The organism is Pseudomonas sp. 5P_3.1_Bac2 (assembly GCF_025465995.1).
Taxonomy (GTDB): Bacteria; Pseudomonadota; Gammaproteobacteria; order Pseudomonadales; family Pseudomonadaceae; genus Aquipseudomonas.
Map to the genome: position 1 here is coordinate 301,390 of NZ_JANLNY010000004.1, position 21,547 is coordinate 322,936.

The 21,547-nt window shown below is 59.5% G+C and carries 15 protein-coding genes; 8 read left to right on the forward strand and 7 right to left on the reverse strand.

The window, feature by feature from the left end; translation table 11 throughout:
* The first annotated feature begins 23 nt into the window (after positions 1-23).
* The 8 genes from NTD81_RS02775 to NTD81_RS02810 all read left to right on the forward strand — a co-directional run bounded on the left by NTD81_RS02775 (position 24) and on the right by NTD81_RS02810 (position 13,330).
* The gene (locus NTD81_RS02775) at positions 24-860 is read left to right on the forward strand and encodes a DUF2797 domain-containing protein (protein WP_262179204.1); all 837 of its coding nucleotides are present in this window, start codon (positions 24-26) and stop codon (positions 858-860) included.
* 53 nt (positions 861-913) lie between these two features.
* On the forward strand, positions 914-3,589 hold the full coding sequence (gene pepN / locus NTD81_RS02780; protein WP_262179206.1) for an aminopeptidase N: 2,676 nt from the start codon (positions 914-916) through the stop codon (positions 3,587-3,589).
* A gap of 665 nt (positions 3,590-4,254) precedes the next feature.
* Positions 4,255-6,255 carry a DUF1302 domain-containing protein gene (locus tag NTD81_RS02785; RefSeq protein ID WP_262179208.1) on the forward strand — a complete coding sequence of 667 codons (2,001 nt, stop codon included), beginning with the start codon at positions 4,255-4,257 and terminating at the stop codon, positions 6,253-6,255.
* A 63-nt stretch (positions 6,256-6,318) separates the two neighbouring features.
* Entirely contained in the window at positions 6,319-7,689 is a 1,371-nt protein-coding gene (locus NTD81_RS02790; protein WP_262179209.1) for a DUF1329 domain-containing protein, read from the forward strand.
* Between the two features lie 195 nt (positions 7,690-7,884).
* A complete protein-coding gene (locus tag NTD81_RS02795; protein ID WP_410017107.1) occupies positions 7,885-8,976 on the forward strand; it encodes a WD40/YVTN/BNR-like repeat-containing protein in 1,092 nt (363 codons plus the stop codon).
* 19 nt (positions 8,977-8,995) lie between these two features.
* Positions 8,996-11,374 (forward strand): efflux RND transporter permease subunit, encoded by a 2,379-nt coding sequence (locus tag NTD81_RS02800; RefSeq protein WP_262179211.1) that lies wholly within the window; start codon positions 8,996-8,998, stop codon positions 11,372-11,374.
* 373 nt (positions 11,375-11,747) lie between these two features.
* Positions 11,748-12,500, forward strand: coding sequence for a hypothetical protein (locus tag NTD81_RS02805; RefSeq protein WP_262179213.1), 753 nt, complete (start codon positions 11,748-11,750; stop codon positions 12,498-12,500).
* Positions 12,501-12,739: 239 nt separating this feature from the next.
* Positions 12,740-13,330 (forward strand): LysE family translocator, encoded by a 591-nt coding sequence (locus NTD81_RS02810; protein ID WP_262179214.1) that lies wholly within the window; start codon positions 12,740-12,742, stop codon positions 13,328-13,330.
* On the opposite strand, the gene NTD81_RS02815 is transcribed toward NTD81_RS02810, so the two are convergent.
* The 7 genes from NTD81_RS02815 to NTD81_RS02845 all read right to left on the reverse strand — a co-directional run bounded on the left by NTD81_RS02815 (position 13,327) and on the right by NTD81_RS02845 (position 21,504).
* On the reverse strand, positions 13,327-14,136 hold the full coding sequence (locus NTD81_RS02815; RefSeq protein ID WP_262179216.1) for a helix-turn-helix transcriptional regulator: 810 nt from the start codon (positions 14,134-14,136) through the stop codon (positions 13,327-13,329). The genes NTD81_RS02810 and NTD81_RS02815 overlap by 4 nt on opposite strands.
* Positions 14,137-14,655: 519 nt before the next feature.
* Positions 14,656-16,296 (reverse strand): protein BatD, encoded by a 1,641-nt coding sequence (locus NTD81_RS02820; protein WP_262179218.1) that lies wholly within the window; start codon positions 16,294-16,296, stop codon positions 14,656-14,658.
* The gene (locus NTD81_RS02825) at positions 16,293-18,089 is read right to left on the reverse strand and encodes a VWA domain-containing protein (protein WP_262179220.1); all 1,797 of its coding nucleotides are present in this window, start codon (positions 18,087-18,089) and stop codon (positions 16,293-16,295) included. The genes NTD81_RS02820 and NTD81_RS02825 overlap by 4 nt, the downstream gene beginning before the upstream one ends.
* Complete coding sequence (locus NTD81_RS02830; protein ID WP_262179222.1) at positions 18,086-19,117, reverse strand: vWA domain-containing protein; 1,032 nt, start codon at positions 19,115-19,117, stop codon at positions 18,086-18,088. Before NTD81_RS02830 ends, NTD81_RS02825 begins: the two co-directional genes overlap by 4 nt.
* Positions 19,110-19,604, reverse strand: coding sequence for a DUF4381 domain-containing protein (locus NTD81_RS02835; RefSeq protein ID WP_262179224.1), 495 nt, complete (start codon positions 19,602-19,604; stop codon positions 19,110-19,112). Before NTD81_RS02835 ends, NTD81_RS02830 begins: the two co-directional genes overlap by 8 nt.
* A complete protein-coding gene (locus NTD81_RS02840; RefSeq protein WP_262179226.1) occupies positions 19,601-20,539 on the reverse strand; it encodes a DUF58 domain-containing protein in 939 nt (312 codons plus the stop codon). Before NTD81_RS02840 ends, NTD81_RS02835 begins: the two co-directional genes overlap by 4 nt.
* Before the next feature lie 5 nt (positions 20,540-20,544).
* Entirely contained in the window at positions 20,545-21,504 is a 960-nt protein-coding gene (locus tag NTD81_RS02845; protein WP_262179228.1) for an AAA family ATPase, read from the reverse strand.
* Between the last annotated feature and the right edge of the window lie 43 nt (positions 21,505-21,547).

Genomic DNA, 21,547 nt, shown 5'->3' on the forward strand with positions numbered 1-21,547 from the left:
TTTTCTGATTAAACGAGTTGGTAATGAGTGAGTTGGCCCGCGGTGCCCTGAGCAAGATGTCCACCGAGTTAAATGCCCCGGTGCAATACAGTTTTCGCTTGGGTGAGGAGTTAGTACCGGTCAACCCACTGATCGGCAAAAGTCTGCGTTTGGAGTTCTTGGGCGCCATCCATTGCAGCCACTGCGGGCGCAAAACCAAAAGCAGCTACAGCCAAGGTTATTGCTACCCGTGCATGCAGAAACTGGCCCAGTGCGACCTCTGCATCATGAGCCCGGAGCGCTGCCATTACGATGCCGGCACGTGCCGCGAGCCAAGCTGGGGCGAGCAGTTCTGCATGACCGATCATGTGGTGTATCTGGCCAACTCCAGCGGCATCAAAGTCGGCATTACCCGCGCCACGCAGATTCCCACCCGCTGGATCGACCAAGGCGCGAGTCAGGCACTGCCGATCATGCGCGTCGCCACCCGTCAGCAATCAGGCTTTGTTGAAGACCTGCTGCGCAGCCAGGTGGCAGACAAAACCAATTGGCGTGCTTTGCTTAAAGGTGATGCGACCCCGGTGGACTTGATCGCCGTGCGTGAGCAGTTGTTCAGTCACTGCGCCATGGGTATCAGCGAGTTGCAACAGCGCTTTGGCATCCAGGCCATCCAACCGTTGAGCGAGCAGCCAGTGGTGGAGATCAGCTACCCGATTGAAGCGTATCCGAGCAAGATCACCAGCTTTAATCTGGATAAAAATCCGCTGGCCGAAGGCACTTTGTTGGGCATCAAGGGCCAGTACCTGCTGTTTGATACCGGCGTGATCAATATCCGTAAGTACACTGCTTATCAGCTGGCCGTCCACGAACTGGCCGCCTGAGACACTTCTTCGCAAACCCGGCGCCGCGCGCCGCAGATAAAGGGCCACAAGCCATGCGTACCGAACAGCCACAGATGATCTACCTCAAGGACTACCAAGTTCCGGACTATCTGATCGATGAGACCCATCTGACCTTTGAGCTGTTTGAGGATCACACCCTGGTCCATGCGCAGCTGGTTATGCGCCGCAACCCCGAGGCCGGCACGGGCCTGCCGGCGCTGCGCCTCGACGGCCAGAAACTGGAGTTGTTGCGCGTGGCGCTGGATGACCGCGAGCTGAGCGCGGCGGACTATCAACTCACTGACAGTCACCTGACCGTGCAGCCGGCCAGCGCCAGCTTTGTCATCGACAGCAGCGTGCGCATTCACCCAGAAACCAATACCGCGCTGGAAGGCCTGTACAAATCCAGCGGCATGTTCTGCACCCAGTGCGAGGCCGAGGGTTTCCGTAAGATCACCTATTACCTCGACCGCCCGGATGTGATGAGCAAGTTCACCACCACCCTGAGCGCAGCGCAGCATGACTACCCAGTGCTGCTGTCCAACGGCAACCCGATTGCCAGCGGCACCGAGGAAACCGCGCCGGGCGAAAAAGCCCGGCATTGGGCCACCTGGGAAGATCCGTTCAAAAAGCCGGCCTATCTGTTTGCCTTGGTCGCCGGTGATCTGTGGTGCGTCGAGGACACCTTCACCACCCTGAGCGCGCGCGAAGTGACCCTGCGCATTTACGTGGAGCCGGAGAACATCGACAAGTGCCAGCACGCCATGGACAGCCTGAAGAAGTCCATGCGCTGGGACGAAGAGGTGTATGGCCGCGAGTACGATCTGGACATCTTTATGATCGTCGCGGTCAATGACTTCAACATGGGCGCCATGGAGAACAAGGGCCTCAACATCTTCAACTCCAGCTGCGTACTGGCTCGCGCCGAGACCGCCACCGACGCGGCCCACCAGCGCGTTGAAGGCGTGGTCGCCCACGAGTACTTCCACAACTGGTCGGGCAACCGCGTGACCTGCCGCGACTGGTTCCAGTTGTCGCTCAAAGAAGGCTTCACGGTGTTCCGCGATGCCGAGTTCAGCGCCGATATGCATTCGCGTACGGTCAAACGCATCGAGGACGTGGCCTATCTGCGGACCCATCAGTTCGCCGAAGACGCCGGCCCCATGGCTCATCCGGTACGTCCGGACGCCTTTATGGAGATCTCCAACTTCTACACCCTGACCGTGTATGAGAAGGGCTCGGAAGTGGTACGCATGATCCGCACCTTGGTCGGCGCCGAAGGCTTCCGTAAGGGCAGCGACCTGTACTTTGAACGTCACGATGGCCAAGCCGTGACCTGCGACGATTTCATCAAGGCCATGGAAGATGCCAATGGCATTGACCTGACCCAGTTCAAACGCTGGTACAGCCAGGCCGGCACGCCGCGTTTGGACGTCAGCGAAAGCTATGACGCGGCCGCCAACAGCTACCGCTTGCAGTTCCGTCAGAGCTGCCCGCCGACGCCCGGCCAGGCGGAGAAGCTGCCGTTTGTGATTCCCGTCGAACTGGGCCTGCTCGACAGCCAGGGGCGCGAACTGCCACTGCAACTGGTGGGCGAAGACAAGCCTGTCGGCAGCAGCCGGGTGCTGCAAATCAGCGAGGCTGAACAAGCCTTTACCTTCGTTAACCTGCCGGAGCAGCCGTTGCCGTCCCTGCTGCGCGGCTTCAGTGCGCCGGTCAAGCTGAGCTTCCCTTACAGCCGTGATCAGTTGATGTTCCTCATGCAGCACGACAGCGATGGCTTTAACCGCTGGGAAGCCGGCCAGCAGTTGAGCGTGCAGGTGTTGCAAGAACTGATTGGCCAACATCAGCGCGGTGAGGCCTTGGTCCTCGATCAACGCTTGGTCAGCGCCCTGCATGCGGTGCTGCAAGATGAAAGCCTGGACCCGGCCATGGTCGCTGAGATGCTGAGCTTGCCGAGCGAAGGTTATTTGGTTGAGCTCAGCGCCCAGGCCGATGTCGATGCGATCCACGCGGCCCGCGAGTTTGTCCGTAAGCAGTTGGCGGCGCAGTTGCATGACCTGCTGTGGGCTCGCTATCAGGCCAATCGCGAGCAGTCGCGCAAGACCGAGTACGTGGCCGAGGCGGCGCACTTCGCCCGTCGCAGCCTGCAAAATATTGCCTTGTCGTACCTGATGCTCAGCGAGCGCGCCGAGGTGTTAGAGGCGTGCCTGGAGCAGTTTGAGCACGCCGACAACATGACCGAGCGCCTGAGCGCCTTGGCCTGTTTGGTTAACTCGCCGTTTGCCGAGGACAAAGCCCGGGCTCTGACCAGCTTTGCCGAGTTCTTTAAGGACAACGCGCTGGTTATGGATCAGTGGTTCAGTGTCCAGGCCGCCAGCGCCTTGCCCGGTGCCTTGGCGCGGGTCGAGGCGCTGATGCAGCATCCGGCCTTCACCCTGAAGAACCCGAATAAGGTCCGTGCTTTGATCGGCGCCTTCGCCCAGCAGAACCTGATGGGCTTCCACGCGGCGGATGGCAGTGGCTATGCCTTCCTGGCGGAGCAGGTGATTACCCTTAACCGCCTCAACCCGCAAATTGCCTCGCGCCTGCTGGCGCCGCTGACCCGTTGGCGCAAGTACGACCAGGCGCGCCAGGCGCTGATGAAGGCGCAGTTGCAGCGCATTGTCGATGCCGGTGAGCTGTCCAGCGACGTGTTTGAAGTGGTGAGCAAAAGCTTGGCGCACTAAGGCGGGTCTTGCTGAAGTAGCAAAAAGTGGCAGGCAGAAGCAATTTCTGCCTGCCATTTTTGTTTTCGCAGCGGCGTTTGCATGGCCTCGGCCGGTGCAATCTAGAGCTATGCGCAGGCTCTTTCTCGCCACGCATCCTGTTATTAGCCCGTATTTTTTATCGCGAAAAGTGTTACTTGGCTGCTTGAGGTAACACTTAACTGTTACCGGCTGCCGATAAATCGCTGCGCCACTTGAATTAAATCCGCTTAAACCCTTGACCTAGACAGAATTATTTGGGGCGAGTGGCCATTAATGGCCCTGCGCCTGGCTCGACCGTGTCTGACGTGAAGAGAAAAAACGGTGAAGGGCGGTTTATCGATAAATATCTGCTCGCGGAATGAGCAGTCACGTAGTGGGTCATCAGTCCCAAGACTATTTTGCCAAGTTTTTGATACCAACGTTTTATTTGGCGCGATGGTTGCTACTAAATAGCCATAGTTGCAGCTGTATTAAGGCCTCAACTGCTGGTGCTGGCTCCGGGGAAAGCCCATTGCGATGGGCGTGGAGCGCAACACAGTCAGGGCAGCCTTAGCGGTAATTCCAAGGCCATCACGCGTATGGCCAATGAGTGCCCCAACCGTTGGGCACCAATAAAAACAATCTGTCAGCGGAGTAAACTTTGCATGGAATTCAAGTCCCGTAAGCCTGTACTGCGTTTTGCCCCTGCCCGGGCAGGGTTTGCCTTTGTCGGCCTGCTGCCATTGCTGGTGGCGGCGCAGGCGCAAGCGGTTGAGTTCAGCTTTGCCGATGATGAGATCAGTGGTTCGATCGACACCACCATCTCCTACGGCCAAATGTGGCGAGTACAGGGGCAGGACCGTAGCAACAACGACATCAACACCAACGACGGCAACCGTAACTTCGATACTGGCCTGGTCTCGCAAGTGTTCAAGATCACCAGTGATCTGGAAGTGACCTACCAGAATTACGGCGCCTTTATCCGCGGTACTGCGTTTTACGACACGCAGATCATGGATAAGCGCAACGACTACTACCACAGCAACCTGGATCAACCGAGCCAGAGCTATCCGCGCGATAACACCTTCACCTACGAAACCCGTCACAAGGCCGGGCGTGATGCGCAGATTCTCGATGCCTACCTGTACGGCAACTGGGACATCCTCGATAAGCCCGTCACCGCGCGCATCGGTAACCAAGTGTTCAACTGGGGTGAAGGTCTGTTCTATCGCGGTGGGGTAAACACCACTAACCCGGTGGACGCCGCCAAGTTCCGCCTGCCAGGTTCGGAGCTCAAAGAAGTGCTGGTGCCGGTGGAGGCGCTGAGCTTCAACATCGGTCTGACCGACAACCTGTCCATGGAAACTTTCTATCAGTTCAACTGGAAAGAATCCGCCATGGACCCAAGTGGTACTTACTTCGCGGAAACCGACCTGTTTGCCGATGGCGGCAGCACGGCTTACACCAACCTGGCCGGCACCGCGCTGACTGCACCGCAGGCTGCTTTGAACGGCGCGAGCTTAGCCCAGCTGTATCGTAGCGATGCCTTGGGCCTGTGCGCCGCACAAGCGGGTGGCCTGTGTTCCGGGGGTAAGAACTTCGTTTATGACGGCGACCAGATTGTCCACGTGGCGGATATCGGCACCGACCTTAACGCGAAAAACGACGGTCAGTACGGCGTCGCTTTCCGTTATATCGCCGAAGAGCTGAACTCCACCGAGTTTGGTTTCTACTACATCAACTACCACGCCAAAGAGCCGAGCATCTACGCCGACTTGGGCAGCTATCAAGGCGTTAACCTGGACGACGTGGCGCGCGCCATGCCGGGCGGTTTGAGCGTGGCGAACGTGACTGCCGCCGGTGGTCTGGCCACCCTCGATACTCTGGCTAATGTGCAGGCGCGCCGTGAGTACGCCGAAGACATCCGCATGATGGGCCTGAGCTTCAACACCACCATCAATGAAACCTCGGTATTCGGTGAGCTGTCCTACCGGCCCAACCTGCCAATCGGCATCGCCACCACCAACGACCTGTTGGGCGATCTGATCGGCCAGGCCGCTAAGCTGTCCAACACTGGCCCGCTGGCGGCCTTGCTGGGTGGCCTGGACGGCTCCGCGCAGATTGCTGGCGCCACCGTCAACCTAGGTGGCTCGATCCACAACTACGAGCGCGTGGAGATGTACAACACCTCCCTGGGCGCGATTCATAACTTTGGCCCAGGCCTGAGCTTTGACTCGCTGTTCGGTGTGTTCGAGCTGGCCTCCGAGCACATTCGCGGCAGCAACCTGCAGTACCTCGATTACCAAGGCAACTCCCGTTACTACGCGGGTCGTCCGAACAACTCCTATGTCTCGGGTTACGACCGTGATGACCAAATCAACAAGAACGCTTACGGCTACACCGTGGTGTTCTCGGGTACTTGGAACGACGTGTATGCCGGGGTCAACCTGTCGCCATTCGTGGTGTACAAGGACGACTTCGAGGGTAATTCGCACCAGACCGGTAACTTCATCGAAGGTCGTAAGGCCTACACCCTGGGTCTGCGCGCTAGCTATCTGAACAGCCTCGAAGCCGAGCTGCAGTACACCGAGTTCTGGGGCGCAGGCCAGAACAACTCTGGCCGCGACCGCGACAACATCGGCCTGAACGTCAAATATTCCTTCTAAAAATAGCTAGCACCGCCGGGCGTCTACGGGCGCCTGGACATTGAATTAGCACGGAGAGTGAAGATGTTAAACAAGCACACGCTGATCGGAGCGGCCATTGCCTTGGCTCTGACTGCAGGTAACGCGCTGGCGGCTGCGCCCGCCGCTGAAGTGGCCAAGCTCGGTAAGAGCCTGACGCCATTCGGCGCCGAAAAAGCCGCCAACGCGGCAGGCACCATCCCGGAGTGGACCGGCGGTATTACCCAGGCTCCGGCGGGCTACACCAAGCCCGGCCAGCATCACGTCGATCCATTCGCGGCGGACAAACCGCTGTTTACCATCACCAAGGCTAACCTTGAGCAGTACAAAGCCAACCTGACTGCCGGTCAGATTGCCCTGTTCAATACCTACCCTGACACCTACCAAATGCCGGTCTATCAGACTCGCCGTTCCGGTTCGGCGCCGCAGTGGGTGTATGACAACAGCATCAAAAACGCCAGCACCGCCAAGCTGCTGGACGGCGGTAACGGTTTCGCCGACGCCTACGGCGGTATCCCGTTCCCGATTCCACAAAACGGCGTGGAAGCGCTGTGGAACCACATCGCCCGTTATCGCGGTACTTACATCGTGCGCCGCGCCTCGGAAGTGGCGGTGCAGCGCAACGGCAGCTACTCGCTGGTGACTTCGCAGCAAGAGGGCATGTTCAAGTTCTACAACCCCAAAGGCACTGCCGCTGAACTCAACAACATCATGTTCTATTACCTGTCCTTCACTAAGAGCCCAGCGCGCTTAGCCGGTGGCGCAGTGCTGGTGCATGAGACCCTGGATCAGGTCAAAGAACCGCGCCAGGCGTGGGGTTATAACGCCGGCCAGCGCCGCGTGCGCCGTGCCCCGAACCTGGCCTACGACACCCCGATTGCGGCCGCTGACGGCCTGCGTACCGCAGACGACACCGACATGATCAACGGCTCGCCAGATCGTTATGACTGGAAGCTGGTCGGTAAAAAAGAGATCTACATTCCCTACAACAACTACAAAGTCACCAGCCCCGACGTGAAGTACGACGACCTGCTGCAAGTGGGCCACTTGAACCCGGCTTACACGCGTCACGAGCTGCACCGTGTATGGGTGGTTGAAGGCACGCTCAAAGCGGGCGCACGTCACATTTACTCCAAACGGACCTTGTTCCTCGACGAGGACAGCTGGCAGGCCGCAGTAGTTGACCAGTACGATGGCCGTGGTGAGCTGTGGCGCGTTTCCATCGCTTACCTGAAAAACTACTACGATCTACCGACCACTTGGTCTGCCCTGGACACCTTCCACGATCTGCAAGCGCGCCGTTATCACGTGCAGAACCTGGACAACGAAGAGCCGAGCACCATCGACTTCAGCCAGCCAGTCCCGGATGACGGCTATTTCAAGCCAGCAGCCCTGCGTCGTCGCGGCACCCGTTAAGCCGGTGCGCTGTGTGCAAAAGGCCGCTACTGTTGTAGCGGCTTTTTGTTATGGGTGGTTTTATCGCGCGAGCTGTTTAGCGGGGTTTAACAAAACATAACGTCGTGCTGATTGTCAGGCCTTTTCAAAGCTCAGTAGGATAGGTGGGCTGCTATAAGGGTAGTGCTACCTATATAAGAATAAGGGGGAAGGTATATGAGTGAGCCCGTTATGCGGCACACCCAGGCCAATGAAGTTGTGGGGTTGGCCCGCACATCGGCATTGCGCGTTCATTCGCCACTGGCCAAAGCGCTGTCGCTCTGCAGTGTGCTGTCTATTTTTATGCTCGCCAGCAGCCCACTCGTGGTGCATGCCGAGTCTGCCCAAGCTGAAGTGCAAGCCGTTGAGTCGGCTAAAGCGCAACACAGTCTTTTGCTCGATGTAGTCAACGCCGGTAAGCGCTTGGTCGCTGTCGGCGATCGTGGCCACATCCTTTATTCCGATGACAACGGCGAAACCTGGACTCAGGCCAAAGTGCCGTCCAAGCAAATGCTCACCGCCATGTTCTTTGTCGATGACAGCCACGGCTGGGCGGTCGGCCACGATGCGCAAATCCTAGTGACCAGCGACGCTGGCAGCACTTGGAGCAAACAGTTCGAAGACCTCGAGCGGGAAGCGCCGCTGCTGGACATCTGGTTCCAGGATCGCAATCACGGTATTGCGGTCGGTGCCTATGGCGCACTGCTGGAAACCACCGATGGTGGCGCTAACTGGCAAGACGTCAGCGAGCGCATGGACAACGAAGACACCTATCACCTCAATGCCATCGCCGAGATCAAAGGTTCGGGCTTGGTGATTGTCGGTGAGCAGGGCGCCATCTTCCGTTCGGCGGATTTCGGCCAAAGCTGGCAAAAGGTGCAGAGCCCCTATGAAGGCTCGCTGTTCGGTGCACTGGCCACTGGCGAGCCAGGCGGTCTAGTGGTTTATGGCCTGCGTGGGCACCTGTTCCATTCCACTGATTTCGGCAACAGCTGGCAGCGTGTGGCGCTGAAAACCAGCAGTGACGCAGCGCTGGAGTTTGGTCTGTCCAGCGGCGCATTGCTCAGCGACGGCAGCCTGGTCATCGTCGGTCATGGCGGCACGGTGCTGCGTAGTACCGATAAGGGCCAAAGCTTTAGCGTGCTGAATCGTCCGGATCGCTTGTCGCTCGCTGGCGTCACAGCCGATAGCAGCGGTCGCCTGATCTTAGTCGGGCAGGGTGGCGTTCATGTCGCAGCGCCGACTGATACCAGTCGTGGTCAACAATAATAAGCTGGGGTAGCGTTTGATGAGTAACCATCACCAGGACAGGGCGAGCTTCTTAGAGCGCCTGATTTTTAACAACCGACCTGCAGTGATCCTGATCTGTTTGTTGGTGAGTATTTTCCTGTTCTACCAGGCCACCCTTGTAAGGCCTTCGACCAGCTTCGAAAAAATGATCCCGCTGAGCCATCCGTTCATTCAGAACATGATGGAGCACCGTAATGATCTGGCCAACCTCGGTAACACCGTGCGGATCTCGGTGGAGGCCACTGACGGCGATATCTTCACCAAGGAATACATGGAGACGCTGCGTCAGATCAACGACGAAACCTTCTACATCCCCGGTGTTGATCGTTCGGGCCTGAAGTCGCTGTGGACCCCCAGCGTGCGCTGGACCGAAGTGACCGAAGAAGGCTTTGCCGGTGGCGAAGTGATCCCGCAGACCTACGATGGCAGCGCTGCAAGCTTGGAAGAGCTGCGCAGCAACGTGCTTAAGTCGGGTCAGGTTGGCCGCTTGGTGGCCAACAACTTTAAGTCGAGCATCGTCGACGTACCGCTGCTGGAGTCCTACCCGGACCCAGAGGATCAGGGCAAGCTGATCAAACTCGATTACCAGAAATTCTCCCACCAGCTGGAAGAGAAGATCCGCGACAAGTACCAGGCGCAAAACCCCAATGTGAAGATTCAGATCATTGGTTTCGCCAAGAAAGTCGGTGATCTGATTGACGGCCTGATGATGGTCGTGGCGTTCTTCGCCATCGCTCTGCTGATCACCTTTGTGCTGCTGTACTGGTTTAGCTGGTGTATCCGCAGCACCATCGGCGTGCTGATTACCACGCTGATCGCGGTGGGCTGGCAGCTGGGTCTGATGCACTTGGCCGGCTTTGGCCTGGACCCGTACTCGATGCTGGTGCCGTTCCTGATTTTCGCCATCGGTATTTCCCATGGCGTGCAGAAAATCAACGGCATCGCCTTGCAGTCCAGTGATGCTGACAACTCCCTGACCGCTGCGCGGCGCACCTTCCGCCAACTGTTCCTGCCCGGCATGATCGCCATCCTGGCTGACGCCGTGGGCTTTATCACCTTGTTGATCATCGACATCGGTGTGATCCACGAGCTGGCCATCGGTGCGTCCATCGGTGTGGCGGTGATCGTCTTCACCAACCTGATTCTGCTGCCGGTAGCTATTTCTTATCTGGGCATCAGCAAGAAGGCGATTGAGCGCAGCAAAAAAGATGCAGTGGCCGAGAAGCCGTTCTGGCGCTTGCTGTCCAACGTCGCCCATCCCAATGTTGCCCCCTTTATGGTGGTGCTGGGCTTGGCCGCAGGCGTGGGTTGCTTCTTCTACCAGAAGGCCAACCTGCAAGTCGGCGACCTTGACCAAGGCGCGCCGGAGCTGCGTCCGGACTCGCGCTACAACAAGGACAACGACTTCATCATCAAGAACTACTCGACCAGCTCCGACGTGCTGGTGGTGATGGTGAAAACCGCTGCCGAAGGCTGCTCGACTTATCCAGCCCTGTCGGCGATGGATGAGCTGATGTGGAAGATGGACAACACCCCGGGTGTGCAATCGGCCGTGTCGATGGTGACTGTCTCGCGGCAGATGATCAAAGGCATGAACGAGGGCAACCTGAAGTGGGAAACCCTGTCGCGCAACCCAGACGTGCTGAACAACTCCATCGCCCGCGCCGACGGCTTGTATAACGCCGACTGCTCGCTGGCGCCGCTGCTGATCTTCCTCGAAGACCACAAAGCGCAAACGCTTAAACGCGCGGTTAAGGCCGTGGAAGAGTTCGCCGCGGCCAATCAGCAAGAAGGCCTGGAATTCAAACTGGCCGCTGGTAACGCCGGTATCGAAGCGGCCACCAACGAAGTGATTTCCACTTCCGAGCTGAGCATTCTGGCCCTGGTGTACGTGTGGGTGGGGATCATGTGCATGATCACTTTCCGCTCGCTGCCGGCGACTATCTGCATCGTGCTGCCGCTGATCCTCACCTCGATTCTGGGTAATGCGCTGATGGCCTTCCTCGGCATCGGCATGAAGGTCGCCACCTTGCCGGTGATCGCCCTGGGTGTCGGTATCGGTGTGGATTACGGTATTTACATCTACAGCCGTCTGGAAAGCTTCCTGCGCGCCGGCTTGCCGCTGCAAGAAGCCTACTACCAGACCCTGAAGTCCACTGGTAAAGCCGTGCTGTTCACCGGCCTGTGCCTGGCCATCGGCGTCGCCACCTGGATCTTCTCGGCGATCAAGTTCCAAGCCGACATGGGCCTGATGTTGACCTTTATGTTTATCGTCAACATGTTCGGCGCCTTGTTGCTGCTGCCAGCCCTGGCCCGCTTCCTGATCAAACCAGAGAAGCTGGTCGGCAAAGCCGGTGGTTCGCTGTTTGCCCATTGATCCACCGCCGTACGGCCTTAGCGGGCGCCACTGAACGCTAAGGCCGAATGCCCGCTAAACAAAAACCTCGCTGAGCGATCAGCGGGGTTTTTTATTGGGGTCTATTAAGTGCAAGAGCTTGGCGTCAAGAGGATGGGGCTAGGTATTAAATAAGAATTAGAGCCTCTGGTTTGCTTTGTAAAAAAATCCTGAGGTTTTGTTGGGCGATTTTCTCTGAAGATTCTTGGCGCGTGCTAATGCGGTGTATCAGTAGGCGGCGAGTTTTAGCGAGGGGATACGTCACTCGGGCAACGCTTTTTTCACTCTAATTTGATTATTTGTTGAACCCCGTCTGAGTACGCTGCTCGGCACCTAAGCCTGTGGACGGATACAGATGGACAATTCAAAGATACTGAGCAAGGTGCCTGAGTTAACCCTGATCTTCTGGTTAGTGAAAATCTTTGCCACTACTCTTGGTGAGACCGCTGGTGATGCCTTGTCGATGTCCGCAGGGCTGGGGTATCTGGCCAGTACTGCGGTGTTTTGCAGTGTGTTCGTTGTTGCACTGACCTTGCAGTTGCGCGCCGAACGCTTTAATGCCTGGATTTATTGGTTGTGCATGGTTGCGACGACCACTTTGGGCACCACCTTGGCGGATTTCGCCGATCGTTCGTTGGGGATTGGCTACGCTGGTGGCGTGACCCTGCTGCTGAGTTTATTGCTGCTCAGTTTGTGGGTATGGCAGCGCAGCTTAGGCTCGGTCGCGATTGAAAGTCTGGGCTCGCTCAAGGCCCAGGGGTTTTACTGGGTCACCATTTTGTTTTCGCAGACCTTGGGCACGGCTTTGGGTGACTGGACCGCCGATACTGCGGGGCTGGGTTACAGTGGCAGTGCACTGATTTTTGCCAGTCTGTTACTGGTGATTGCGCTGGCCTACTTCTTTACCCAAATCTCCCGCACCTTGCTGTTCTGGGCTGCGTTTATCCTGACGCGTCCGCTGGGCGCGGTGGTCGGTGATTTTCTCGATAAACCCATTAGCAGTGGTGGTCTGGAACTCAGCCGCTACTCGGCATCGGCTGCACTGATTGTGCTGATGGTCGCGTGTCTGTGCTTGTTTAAGCAGCGCGCTGCCGTACGCGCGCATTAGGGCTTTAGTCAGCTTAGGCCGTCAGACCATAGGCGGTTGGATGACGCTGTATCCAGCCTCCAGGGTTATCGAGCTTTAACCACTGAGCGCTGCCGGACAAAGTCTGCTGTGTGTCTGCGGCCTACGCCGCAGGTTGATAGCCTCGTCCTAATCAATGCCAAGTTAGGCAGTTTTCTTCAATACAGCACTTTGTTCGGGACTTACCTTCGCACTCTTTGATAAAGCAAGGAGTGGGGTTGATGAGTCTGTTTTTAGCTATGGCGGCTTTTGCCTTGGCCATGTCCATTTCACCGGGGTCGGTCAATATCGTGGCGTTGAGTGCCGGGGTGCGTTATGGCGTGCGCGTCAGTTTGCGGCATGTCACGGGGGCAACAGTTGGCTTTACCTTGCTGTTTCTGCTGGTCGGTTTGGGCCTGCATGGTCTGTTGCTACGCTGGACCTCGCTGACGCTGGCGATTCAGTTAGCCGGGGTGGGTTTCCTGCTGTACATGGCTTGGAATCTGCTGCGCGATGACGGGCGTGTGAGCCGGGACGAGGCCACTTCTGGGCCGTCGGTTATCCATGGCGCGCTGATGCAGTGGCTCAATCCAAAGGCCTGGTTGGCATCGGTGTCGGGAATGGGCGCTTTTGTGGCCGATGGCAATGTGCGCATGGTGTTGCTGTTTGCCCTGATCTATTTCGTCATCTGTTATCTGTCGATTGCCGCTTGGGTGTGGGCCGGTGCAATGCTCGGGCGCTATTTGGATCAGCCCGGCAAGGTCAGGTTGTTCAATCGCTGCATGGCGGCGTTGTTGGTCGGCAGTGCGCTCTATCTGTTGCTCGCCGATTAACCGCGGTAATGGCCTGGGGTCGCCGCCAGCAGCTGTTTGAAGGCGCGTTGAAAATGCGCCTGATCGGCAAAGCCGGTTTGCAAGGCGACATCGGCCAAGGGCTGACCTTCCCGGAGGAGGTTGCGGGCCAATTGAATGCGCTGGTTGAGCAGGTAGGCATGGGGCGTCATGCCGTAGTGCTGCTTGAAGGCGCGGCTCAGATAAGAGGGCGACAGCCCAGCCGCGCTGCAAATGTCTTCAATCTTCAGGGCGTCGCCACAGTGCCTGCGGATAAAGCTGGCCGCCTGTTCCAGTTGCCCATGGACTTGCGCGCTAGCCTCGGCTGGGCTGTCGAGTAATTCCAGCATCAGTCTGAAGAAGCGTTCGGCTGCCTGCTGTTTGCCGGGCAGCGATAGATCAGAGGTCAGGCTTTGATACAGGTTGAGCAAGCCCGAGTAGAGCTGCCCATCCTCACTCATGATGCTGTCTAGGCGTTTGAACTCCGGGGTTTGGCTGAAGCCAAGCTGTTGTTGCAGGCCGGCGAGCCAGGCGCAGTCTACATACAGCATCAGATATGACCAGGGCTGGTCATCAATCGGATTACAGGCATGCACATCGCCAGGATTCATCAGCACCACGCTGCCGGCATGCACCTGATGCTGAACATCGCGGTTGATATAGGTGCTGGTGCCGCCGGTAATGGCGCCAATCGAGAAGGTGGCGTGGGAGTGCCGGGCGTAGCAAAGCTTGCGGCCGTCTGCGACCTGCCTGGCTTCGATAAAGGGCAGGGCTGGATCGCGCCAGAACACACTGAGGGATGGGGGCATGCCGGGCTCCTTGAGGTTCAACGCGGCTGTGCGCCGATGGCGCTTGTTTGCGTCAACATTGTCCAGCACCTTAACCGCTGAACGGGCCAGAGGCCAAGTAGATGGCTACGCCGAATTTAGTGCGTAGGGTGCAGCCGCGCAGCGTTTGCACCGATGGTGCGCGCGTTCACTTGGGGCGCCAGCTCGTTTGCAGCGTTGTTGGCGAAGTGCGGTTGCTGGATAGGGTGCTTGTGGTTATCCCGGATTACGCCGCTTTGCGGCTAATCCAGGCTACGGTCTAATCCAGGTTACGGTTATGCGGTTGAAGATCAATTTATCCGTGTGGTGCAACCGCGCAGCGTTTGCACCGATGGTGCTGCGGCGTTCACTTGGGGAGCGCCAACATGTTTGCAGCGTTGTTGGCGAAGTGTGGTTGTTGGATAGGGCGCTTGTGGTTATCCCGGATTACGCCGCTTTGCGGCTAATCCAGGCTACGGTCTAATCCAGGCTACGGTCTGATTCAGGCTGCTGGCTGTACGGCTATCGGGGATAAAGGGGTGGCAGCGGGCTGGTTTCGGTGCTGCCGAAGGCATCGAGGTCTTCGATGCTCGGCAGGCTGCGGATCGCTAGCCACAGGTTGCGGCCTTGCCAGTGTTGGCCGCTTTCGCTGTAGAGGGCGCCGTTCAGGCCGTCCAAGGCTTCGGACAGCGGGGTAAAGCGTGCGGCCATATCGGCCAGGGTTTCTGGCTGTTGTCGGGCCCAGGCGTCGAGGGCGTAGCGGGTGGCTTGGGAGTCGTTGGCCAGGCAGGTGCGCTTGAGTTCATCGAGCAGGTCGCGGGTGCTCGGGCCGTTTTGCTGGCTGGGCAACACGGCAGGTTGGCGGCGGGCGCGCCACCACAAAAAGAAGCCGAGCAGGGTGGTCAGGCCGAACACCGCAGTGCTCAGTTGCCAAGGCCACAGGCGGGCTTGCACCACCACGGGAGCGGCAGCGCTGGGTGGTTCATTGGCTTGGCTGGCCAAGGCCGGGTTGGCCTGCACCTTCAGGGTATGGGCCGGCAGTTCGCTCACTTCCAGCTGATCGCGCAGGGTGTTCCACCAATAGACCTTCACCGGCGGCAGTTCGATGCTGCCTTCCTGATTGGCCACCAGTGCCTCGCGCTCTTCCCGCGAGCCGAGCAAGCCCTGTTCGGCACTTTGGTTAGCCAGCTGTGGCTGATCGGGGTAACGGCGCAAAGCGCCCGCTTGAGTGGCTGGCAGTGGCGGCAGTTGCGCACTCGACAGGCCTTCGGCGCGTAGGGTCAGGCTGCGGGTCAGCGACTCGCCGACGCGGGCTTGTTCGGGCTCGGGCTTCCAGCTTTCGCTCAGGCTCAATGCCCGCGCTGGCAGCCAAGGTTGATCGGCTGGATAGCTGGCCGGTTGGGCTTTGACGGTTAAGTTGATCGCCGGCGATTTAACCCGAATCACCTTGCCGGGCCGTGACCCAAAGGGGTTGAAGGCATTATTGGTGGCGCGTTGCACAGCGGTGGCGCTAAAAATTTGCGCGGGTATTTCGAGCTTGCCGCTTTGCTGCGGGAAGATCGCGTAGCGCAGCTCGATCACGCCATGGCGCACGCCGTTGACGTCAGTCTCGTAGGTGCGTGGCTCGCCCAAGGGTTCGATCCGGGCGTTGGGCATCTCCAGCGGGGTCAGGCTGCTGTCGTCATACAGCGACACCGAGTGATAGATGCGCAGGGTCAGAATGGCCTGGGCCTGCACATAGACGCTGTCGTGATCCAGGCTGGATTGGATATACACCGGGGCCATTTGCTGGGCGTCGCTGGCGTTGTTTTCTTGCACGTAAATCATGATCGGCGCGCTTTTCAGGTCGCCCATTTGCAGCGGTGGAATGGCCACATAGCCGCTGTTTTTCGGCTGCAGGGTGACGATCCACTTGGTGCTGGCTTTGGGGCCGTCATTGCCGCTGCTGAGCTGGTTGACCTGGCGGGTGCCGAGCACATCGAACAGCTCATCCAGCGGTTGCAGATCAGGCCGGCCAAACAGGGTCGGGTCGCTGGCTTGCAAGGTCAGCTCGATGGTTTCGCCGACGCTTAGGCGGCTGCGATCCACGCTGGCGTTCAAACTTTGCCCATGGGCGGCGAAGGCCAGTAGGCAAAAGATTAAGGTGGCAAGCAGTCGGCTCATTGCTGTTGTTCCTGGCGCTGTTGTTCCAGTCGGAATTTACGCTTAAGCAGCTCGCCCGGATCATCGGGGATCTGCCGCAACCATTGCTCCAAGGCTTGGCGCCGTTCACCGGTTAACGGCTCGTCGAGCGCAGCGGGAGCGCTGGCACTGGTGTCTGTTTCAGTTGGCTCGGCAGATGCGTCGGCAGGGGGTTGGCTCTGCTTGGCTTGTCCTGTGTCAGTGCTTTGCTGGCCATTAGGCTTGGGCTCATCAGCCGTTTGGCTGGGCTCTTTCTGCTCTTTCTGCTCATTCGGTTGGTTGCTGTTGCCCGGTTGCGGCGTCTGGTTTTGCTCCTGACCTTGGCCGGCGGCTTGGTTCGGCTGGTTCTGCTGCTGATCACCGGATTGCTCGGGCTGCGCTTCACCTTGCTGCGGTTGCTGCTGATTTTTGCGCAGTTCTTGCTCAACCAACTCTTTATTTTTTTGCGCAGCGCTCAGGTCGGGCTGCAATTGCAGGGCTTGATCATAGGCCTCGATGGCGGCCTCCAACTCATTGCTACGGGCTAGGGCATTGCCGCGATTGTAATGATCAGCGGCGCTGTCGCCTTGGCTGAACAGCTTGGCGGCGGCGGCATAGTCGCCAGCCTGATAGAGCGCATAGGCTTGCCAGCGCGGATCGTCAAAGTGTTGCGCGGCTTGCGCCGGTTGTTGCGCTTCGAGCAGGCGCTGGCCCTGTTGATCAGGACGTAGCCAGAGGTCGTTGAACTCATAAGCGTAGCTATTTTGCGGCAGGCCGATGAGCAGCAGCGGCAGGCACAGCAACCAGCCCCGGCGCCCGGCGCAGGCGGCGATTAAGAGCAGGGGCAGGAGCAGCCAGTGGCTCTGGTCGGCCCAGTCTTGCAGGCGGGTTAGCTCGCCTAGGCGTTGGATATGCATTGGTTTATCGAACAGGCCGAGGGCGCGCAGGTCGCTGTCATCCAAGCGGGCGCTCTGATATTGCCCGCCCAGGCCTGCGGCGAAGCTGCGCAAGCCTTTGCTGTCCAAGCGTGGCAGAAGAATGGCGCCTTGCTCATCCTTCATAAACGAGCCGTCCTCCAAGCGAATCGGCGCGCCTTGGGCCGTGCCAATCCCCAGGATCAGCAGGCGTTCACCTTGGCCGTCAAGGGCTTGGGCCACGCCCTGTTGCTCCAGGGGATCGAGGGCGCTGGTCAGCAGTAACACGCGACCACTGCCTTGCGCGCCTTGTTCGAGCAGGTGCAGGGCTTTAGTCACGGCCAAGTCGGCGCGTTGGCCGGCTTGCGGCATGATGCCGGGGCTTAGGGCATCCAGCAGGTTGCGGCTGGTGGCCAGGTCATCGGACAGCGGCACCAACACGTGGGCACTACCGGCATACACCAGCACGGCGGTTTGTGCATCCTGACGTTCTTCGAGCAGATCCAGCAGCTTACGCTTGGCTTGCTCCAGGCGATTGGGCAGGGCATCGCTGGCGAGCATGCTGGGGGTCAGTTGAATAACCACCACCAACGGGTCGCTGGGCTTGGGATTATGCTGCTCGACCCGTTGCCAGCTGGGGCCGAGCAACGCCACTAAGGCGAGCAGCCAGGTCAAGGCAAGTAGGTACAACGGCAGACGGCTGTGAGTGCTTTGCCCGGCGCTCAGCAAGGTGGCGTGGAAGGCCTTGGGCAGCAGGGCCTGCCAGTTACCGCTGCGTTTTTTGCGGTGCCACAGTTGCCACAGCAACAGCCCCAGCACGGGCGCTAACAGCAGCCACCACGGACGCTGCCAGTGCGGCCACAGCTCAAGTAACTGGCTCATGGGCGCTCCTCGGTCTTAGCGGCAAAGCGCTGGCGCCATTGCTGACGCGCCTGCGGCCACAGGCTGTGAGTGACCAGCAGTAAGCTGAGGAGCAGGGCCAAGGCCAGCGGATAGGGGTACAGCACCAAGCTTGGCCGCGCCAGTTGCGGCTTTTGCGCCACCGGCTGGAGGCGATCCAGGGTGGCTTCGATGGCTTGCAGTTCCTCACTGTTGCGGGCGCGGAAGTATTGCCCGCCGGTGACTTCGGCAATGGCCTGCAGGCCTGCTTCATCCAGCTCGATGCCGGGGTTATAGCCGAGCATGCCGAGCACGCCGCCGGCTTTGGGATCGGCGCCAATGCCGATGGTGTAAATATGGATCTGCTCGTCGGCGGCCAAGCGGGCGGCGGTGAGTGGGTCGATGGCGCCGGCGTTATTGGCGCCATCGGTGATCAGCACCAGCACGCGGCTCTGCGCCGGGCGCAGGCGCAAACGTTTAACCGCAAGGCCAATGGCATCACCAATGGCGGTCTGCGGGCCGGCGATGTTTTTCTGCGCTTCATCCAGCCAGCTGTGTACGGTCTGGCGGTCGAAGGTTAGCGGCGATTGCAGATAGGCGCGGTTGCCGAACAGGATCAAACCGACCCGGTCCCCTTGGCGGCCGTCGATAAACTCGCCGAACAGGTGCTTGACCAGACTCAGCCGGCTGATGTCTTCGCCTTGCCACTCCATGTCCGGGTAATCCATGGAGCCGGACACATCCACCGCCAGCAGCAGATCGCGGCCACTGGCCGGTAGCGGTAGCGGTTCGCCCAGCCACTGTGGGCGGGCGCAGGCCAGTAGCAGCAACAGCCAGATCAGCGCAAACGGCGCTTGTTGCCGCGCCGCCGGTAAGCGTGGGCGGGCGCGGCTGCCGCTGAGGCTTTCCAGCTCGCTTAAAAAGCTCACCTTGAGCGCTGCTTCGCCGCTGTCCGCTGCCGGCAGCCACAGGCGCAACAGCCAGGGCAGGGGGGCGAGCAAAAAGACCCAAGGCCAGGCGAACTCAAACATGTTTACGAATCCAGGTGCTGACGGCTTGCTGCAAGCCATCGATGGCCTGATCGTCGAGGGTGCAGCGCGGTCGGTAGGTGCCTTCCACCAGAATCATCCAGCGAGTCAGACCCGCCGCCGGGCAGCGGCTGTCGAGGAAGGCCAGCCAGGCGCGACTGCTTAAGGTGTGGCTTTGGCTCTGCGGGTAGCGCTCGCGGCACAGGCGCTTGAGGATGCCGTTAAGCTGCTGTAACCAAGGACCGGCATCGCTGCCGTCATAGGGTTTGGTCAGGCGCTCCAGCTCATACAGCGCGGCCTGGCGCAGTGGCTCCAACTCAGGGCTGGGTGTGCTGCTGGCTTTTTTCGCCGGCAGGCGCCGCAATAACCGCACGCCTAGCCAGATCAGCAGCGGCACCAGCACCGCCAGCAACCACCAGCCGGGCGCGGGCGGCCACCAGCTGATAGAGGCAGGGGCAATCAGGGGCTCAAGCTGCTCCAGGGTACTCACTGGGTCTTCCTCGGGCGCTGGCTGTTGAGGTGCTCGCGCAACTGTTCCAGCATCGAACTTTGGGTGTTGAGCGGTAACAGCGGCACGCCGAGTTTTTGCCCCAGACGCTGCCAGCGAGCCTGACGCGCGGCGCCTAGGTCGCGATAAGCCTGACGCAGTTGGGCGTCTTGCGAATCCAGCTCAAGCAGCGCGTCATGTTCGGTGAAACGCAGCAGTCCCGCGTTGGGCAGGGCGTGGTCGAGGGCATCGGCTACTGGCAGCAGCAGTAAATCGGTGTGCCGTGCCAGGAGCAGCAACTGTTGCTCACTGCTGTCGCTCAGGCTGCGCTCATCGCAGACAATCACCGCCAGGCTGCCGGGGCGCAAAATCTCGCGGGCACGGCGCAAGGCCAAGCCAAAACTGTCGCGAGTGCCGTTACCTTCGCTGGTTAAGCCTTGATTGGCCTTGGCCAGGCGGCTAAGCAGCTGCAGCAAGCTTTGTTTGTTGCGCCGCGGTTTGATCTCGTGGTGTTCGTTATCGCCGAACACCAGGCCACCGATGCGATCGTTATGAGTCAGTGCCGACCAGCCAATCAGGCTCGCCGCTTGCGCCGCCAGCACCGATTTGAACATCAGCCCCGAGCCGAAAAACAGCCGCGTGCTTTGTTCGACCATAATAAAAATTGGCCGCTCGCGTTCTTCATGGAACAGCTTGGTGTGCGGCTCTTGGGTGCGCGCCGTGACGCGCCAGTCGATGGTGCGCACATCGTCACCGGCTTGGTACACGCGCACCTGATCGAAGTCCACTCCGCGCCCGCGCAGCTTGGAATGGTGCAAACCCACCAGCGGGCTGCGGCGCGACGGTGTGGAGAACAGCTGCACCTCGCGCACGCGGTGGCGCATCTCGATGAGCTCAGCGAGGCTGACGTGGATACCGGGCTGCACGGCTGGTTGCATGATGCTTAGGCGACCGCCACAACGTCGAGGATGCGTTGCACCACGCGGTCCTGGTCAATACCGGCGGCTTCCGCCTCGAACGACAAGATAATGCGGTGGCGCAGCACATCGAACAGCACCGCCTGAATGTCTTCCGGGCTGACGAAATCGCGTCCGGCCAACCACGCGTGGGCCCGTGCACAGCGATCCAGGGCAATACTGCCGCGCGGGCTGGCGCCGTAGGCGATCCACTCGGCCAGCTCCGGGTCGAACTTAGCGGGGTTGCGTGAAGCCATGACCAACTGCACCAGATACTCTTCCACCGCATCGGCCATATACAGGCCGAGAATCTCCTGGCGCGCGGCAAAAATCGCCTGTTGGCTGACCAACTGCTCCGGCTTGGTCTCGCCGTGCAGGGCCTCACCACGGGCCTGGGCGAGGATCTTGCGCTCCACGCTGGCATCGGGGAAACCGATCTTCACGTGCATCAAGAAACGATCGAGCTGGGCTTCCGGCAGCGGATAGGTGCCTTCCTGCTCAATCGGGTTCTGTGTGGCCATCACCAGAAACAGCGGCGACAGGTTATAGGTGCTACGGCCCACACTGACCTGGCGCTCGGCCATGGCTTCGAGCAGCGCCGACTGGACTTTGGCCGGGGCGCGGTTGATTTCGTCAGCCAGCACCAGGTTGTGGAAGATCGGCCCTTGTTGGAACACGAAGCTGCCAGTTTCCGGGCGATAGATCTCGGTGCCGGTAATGTCGGCCGGGAGCAGGTCGGGGGTGAACTGGATGCGGTGAAACTCCGCCTCGATGCCTTCGGCCAGCTCTTTGATCGCCTTGGTCTTGGCCAGACCCGGGGCACCTTCGACCAACATATGGCCATCGGCGAGCAGGGCGATGAGCAAACGCTCAATCAGTTTTTCCTGACCGAGGATTTGCGCTGAAAGAAAATGTCGCAGCGCGATAAGCGCATCACGGTGTTCCATCGTTAAGCTCATCCGGCAAGTGTGACCGGCGAGTCACGTACTC

Excerpts from the sequence above, each read along its gene's own strand:
- NTD81_RS02775 (WP_262179204.1), top strand. The coding sequence starts at position 24 with ATGAGTGAGTTGGCCCGCGGTGCCCTGAGCAAGATGTCCACCGAGTTA.
- pepN (WP_262179206.1), top strand. The coding sequence starts at position 914 with ATGCGTACCGAACAGCCACAGATGATCTACCTCAAGGACTACCAAGTT.
- NTD81_RS02785 (WP_262179208.1), top strand. The coding sequence starts at position 4,255 with ATGGAATTCAAGTCCCGTAAGCCTGTACTGCGTTTTGCCCCTGCCCGG.
- NTD81_RS02790 (WP_262179209.1), top strand. The coding sequence starts at position 6,319 with ATGTTAAACAAGCACACGCTGATCGGAGCGGCCATTGCCTTGGCTCTG.
- NTD81_RS02795 (WP_410017107.1), top strand. The coding sequence starts at position 7,885 with ATGAGTGAGCCCGTTATGCGGCACACCCAGGCCAATGAAGTTGTGGGG.
- NTD81_RS02800 (WP_262179211.1), top strand. The coding sequence starts at position 8,996 with ATGAGTAACCATCACCAGGACAGGGCGAGCTTCTTAGAGCGCCTGATT.
- NTD81_RS02805 (WP_262179213.1), top strand. The coding sequence starts at position 11,748 with ATGGACAATTCAAAGATACTGAGCAAGGTGCCTGAGTTAACCCTGATC.
- NTD81_RS02810 (WP_262179214.1), top strand. The coding sequence starts at position 12,740 with ATGAGTCTGTTTTTAGCTATGGCGGCTTTTGCCTTGGCCATGTCCATT.
- NTD81_RS02815 (WP_262179216.1), bottom strand. The coding sequence starts at position 14,136 with ATGCCCCCATCCCTCAGTGTGTTCTGGCGCGATCCAGCCCTGCCCTTT.
- NTD81_RS02820 (WP_262179218.1), bottom strand. The coding sequence starts at position 16,296 with ATGAGCCGACTGCTTGCCACCTTAATCTTTTGCCTACTGGCCTTCGCC.
- NTD81_RS02825 (WP_262179220.1), bottom strand. The coding sequence starts at position 18,089 with ATGAGCCAGTTACTTGAGCTGTGGCCGCACTGGCAGCGTCCGTGGTGG.
- NTD81_RS02830 (WP_262179222.1), bottom strand. The coding sequence starts at position 19,117 with ATGTTTGAGTTCGCCTGGCCTTGGGTCTTTTTGCTCGCCCCCCTGCCC.
- NTD81_RS02840 (WP_262179226.1), bottom strand. The coding sequence starts at position 20,539 with ATGCAACCAGCCGTGCAGCCCGGTATCCACGTCAGCCTCGCTGAGCTC.
- NTD81_RS02845 (WP_262179228.1), bottom strand. The coding sequence starts at position 21,504 with ATGGAACACCGTGATGCGCTTATCGCGCTGCGACATTTTCTTTCAGCG.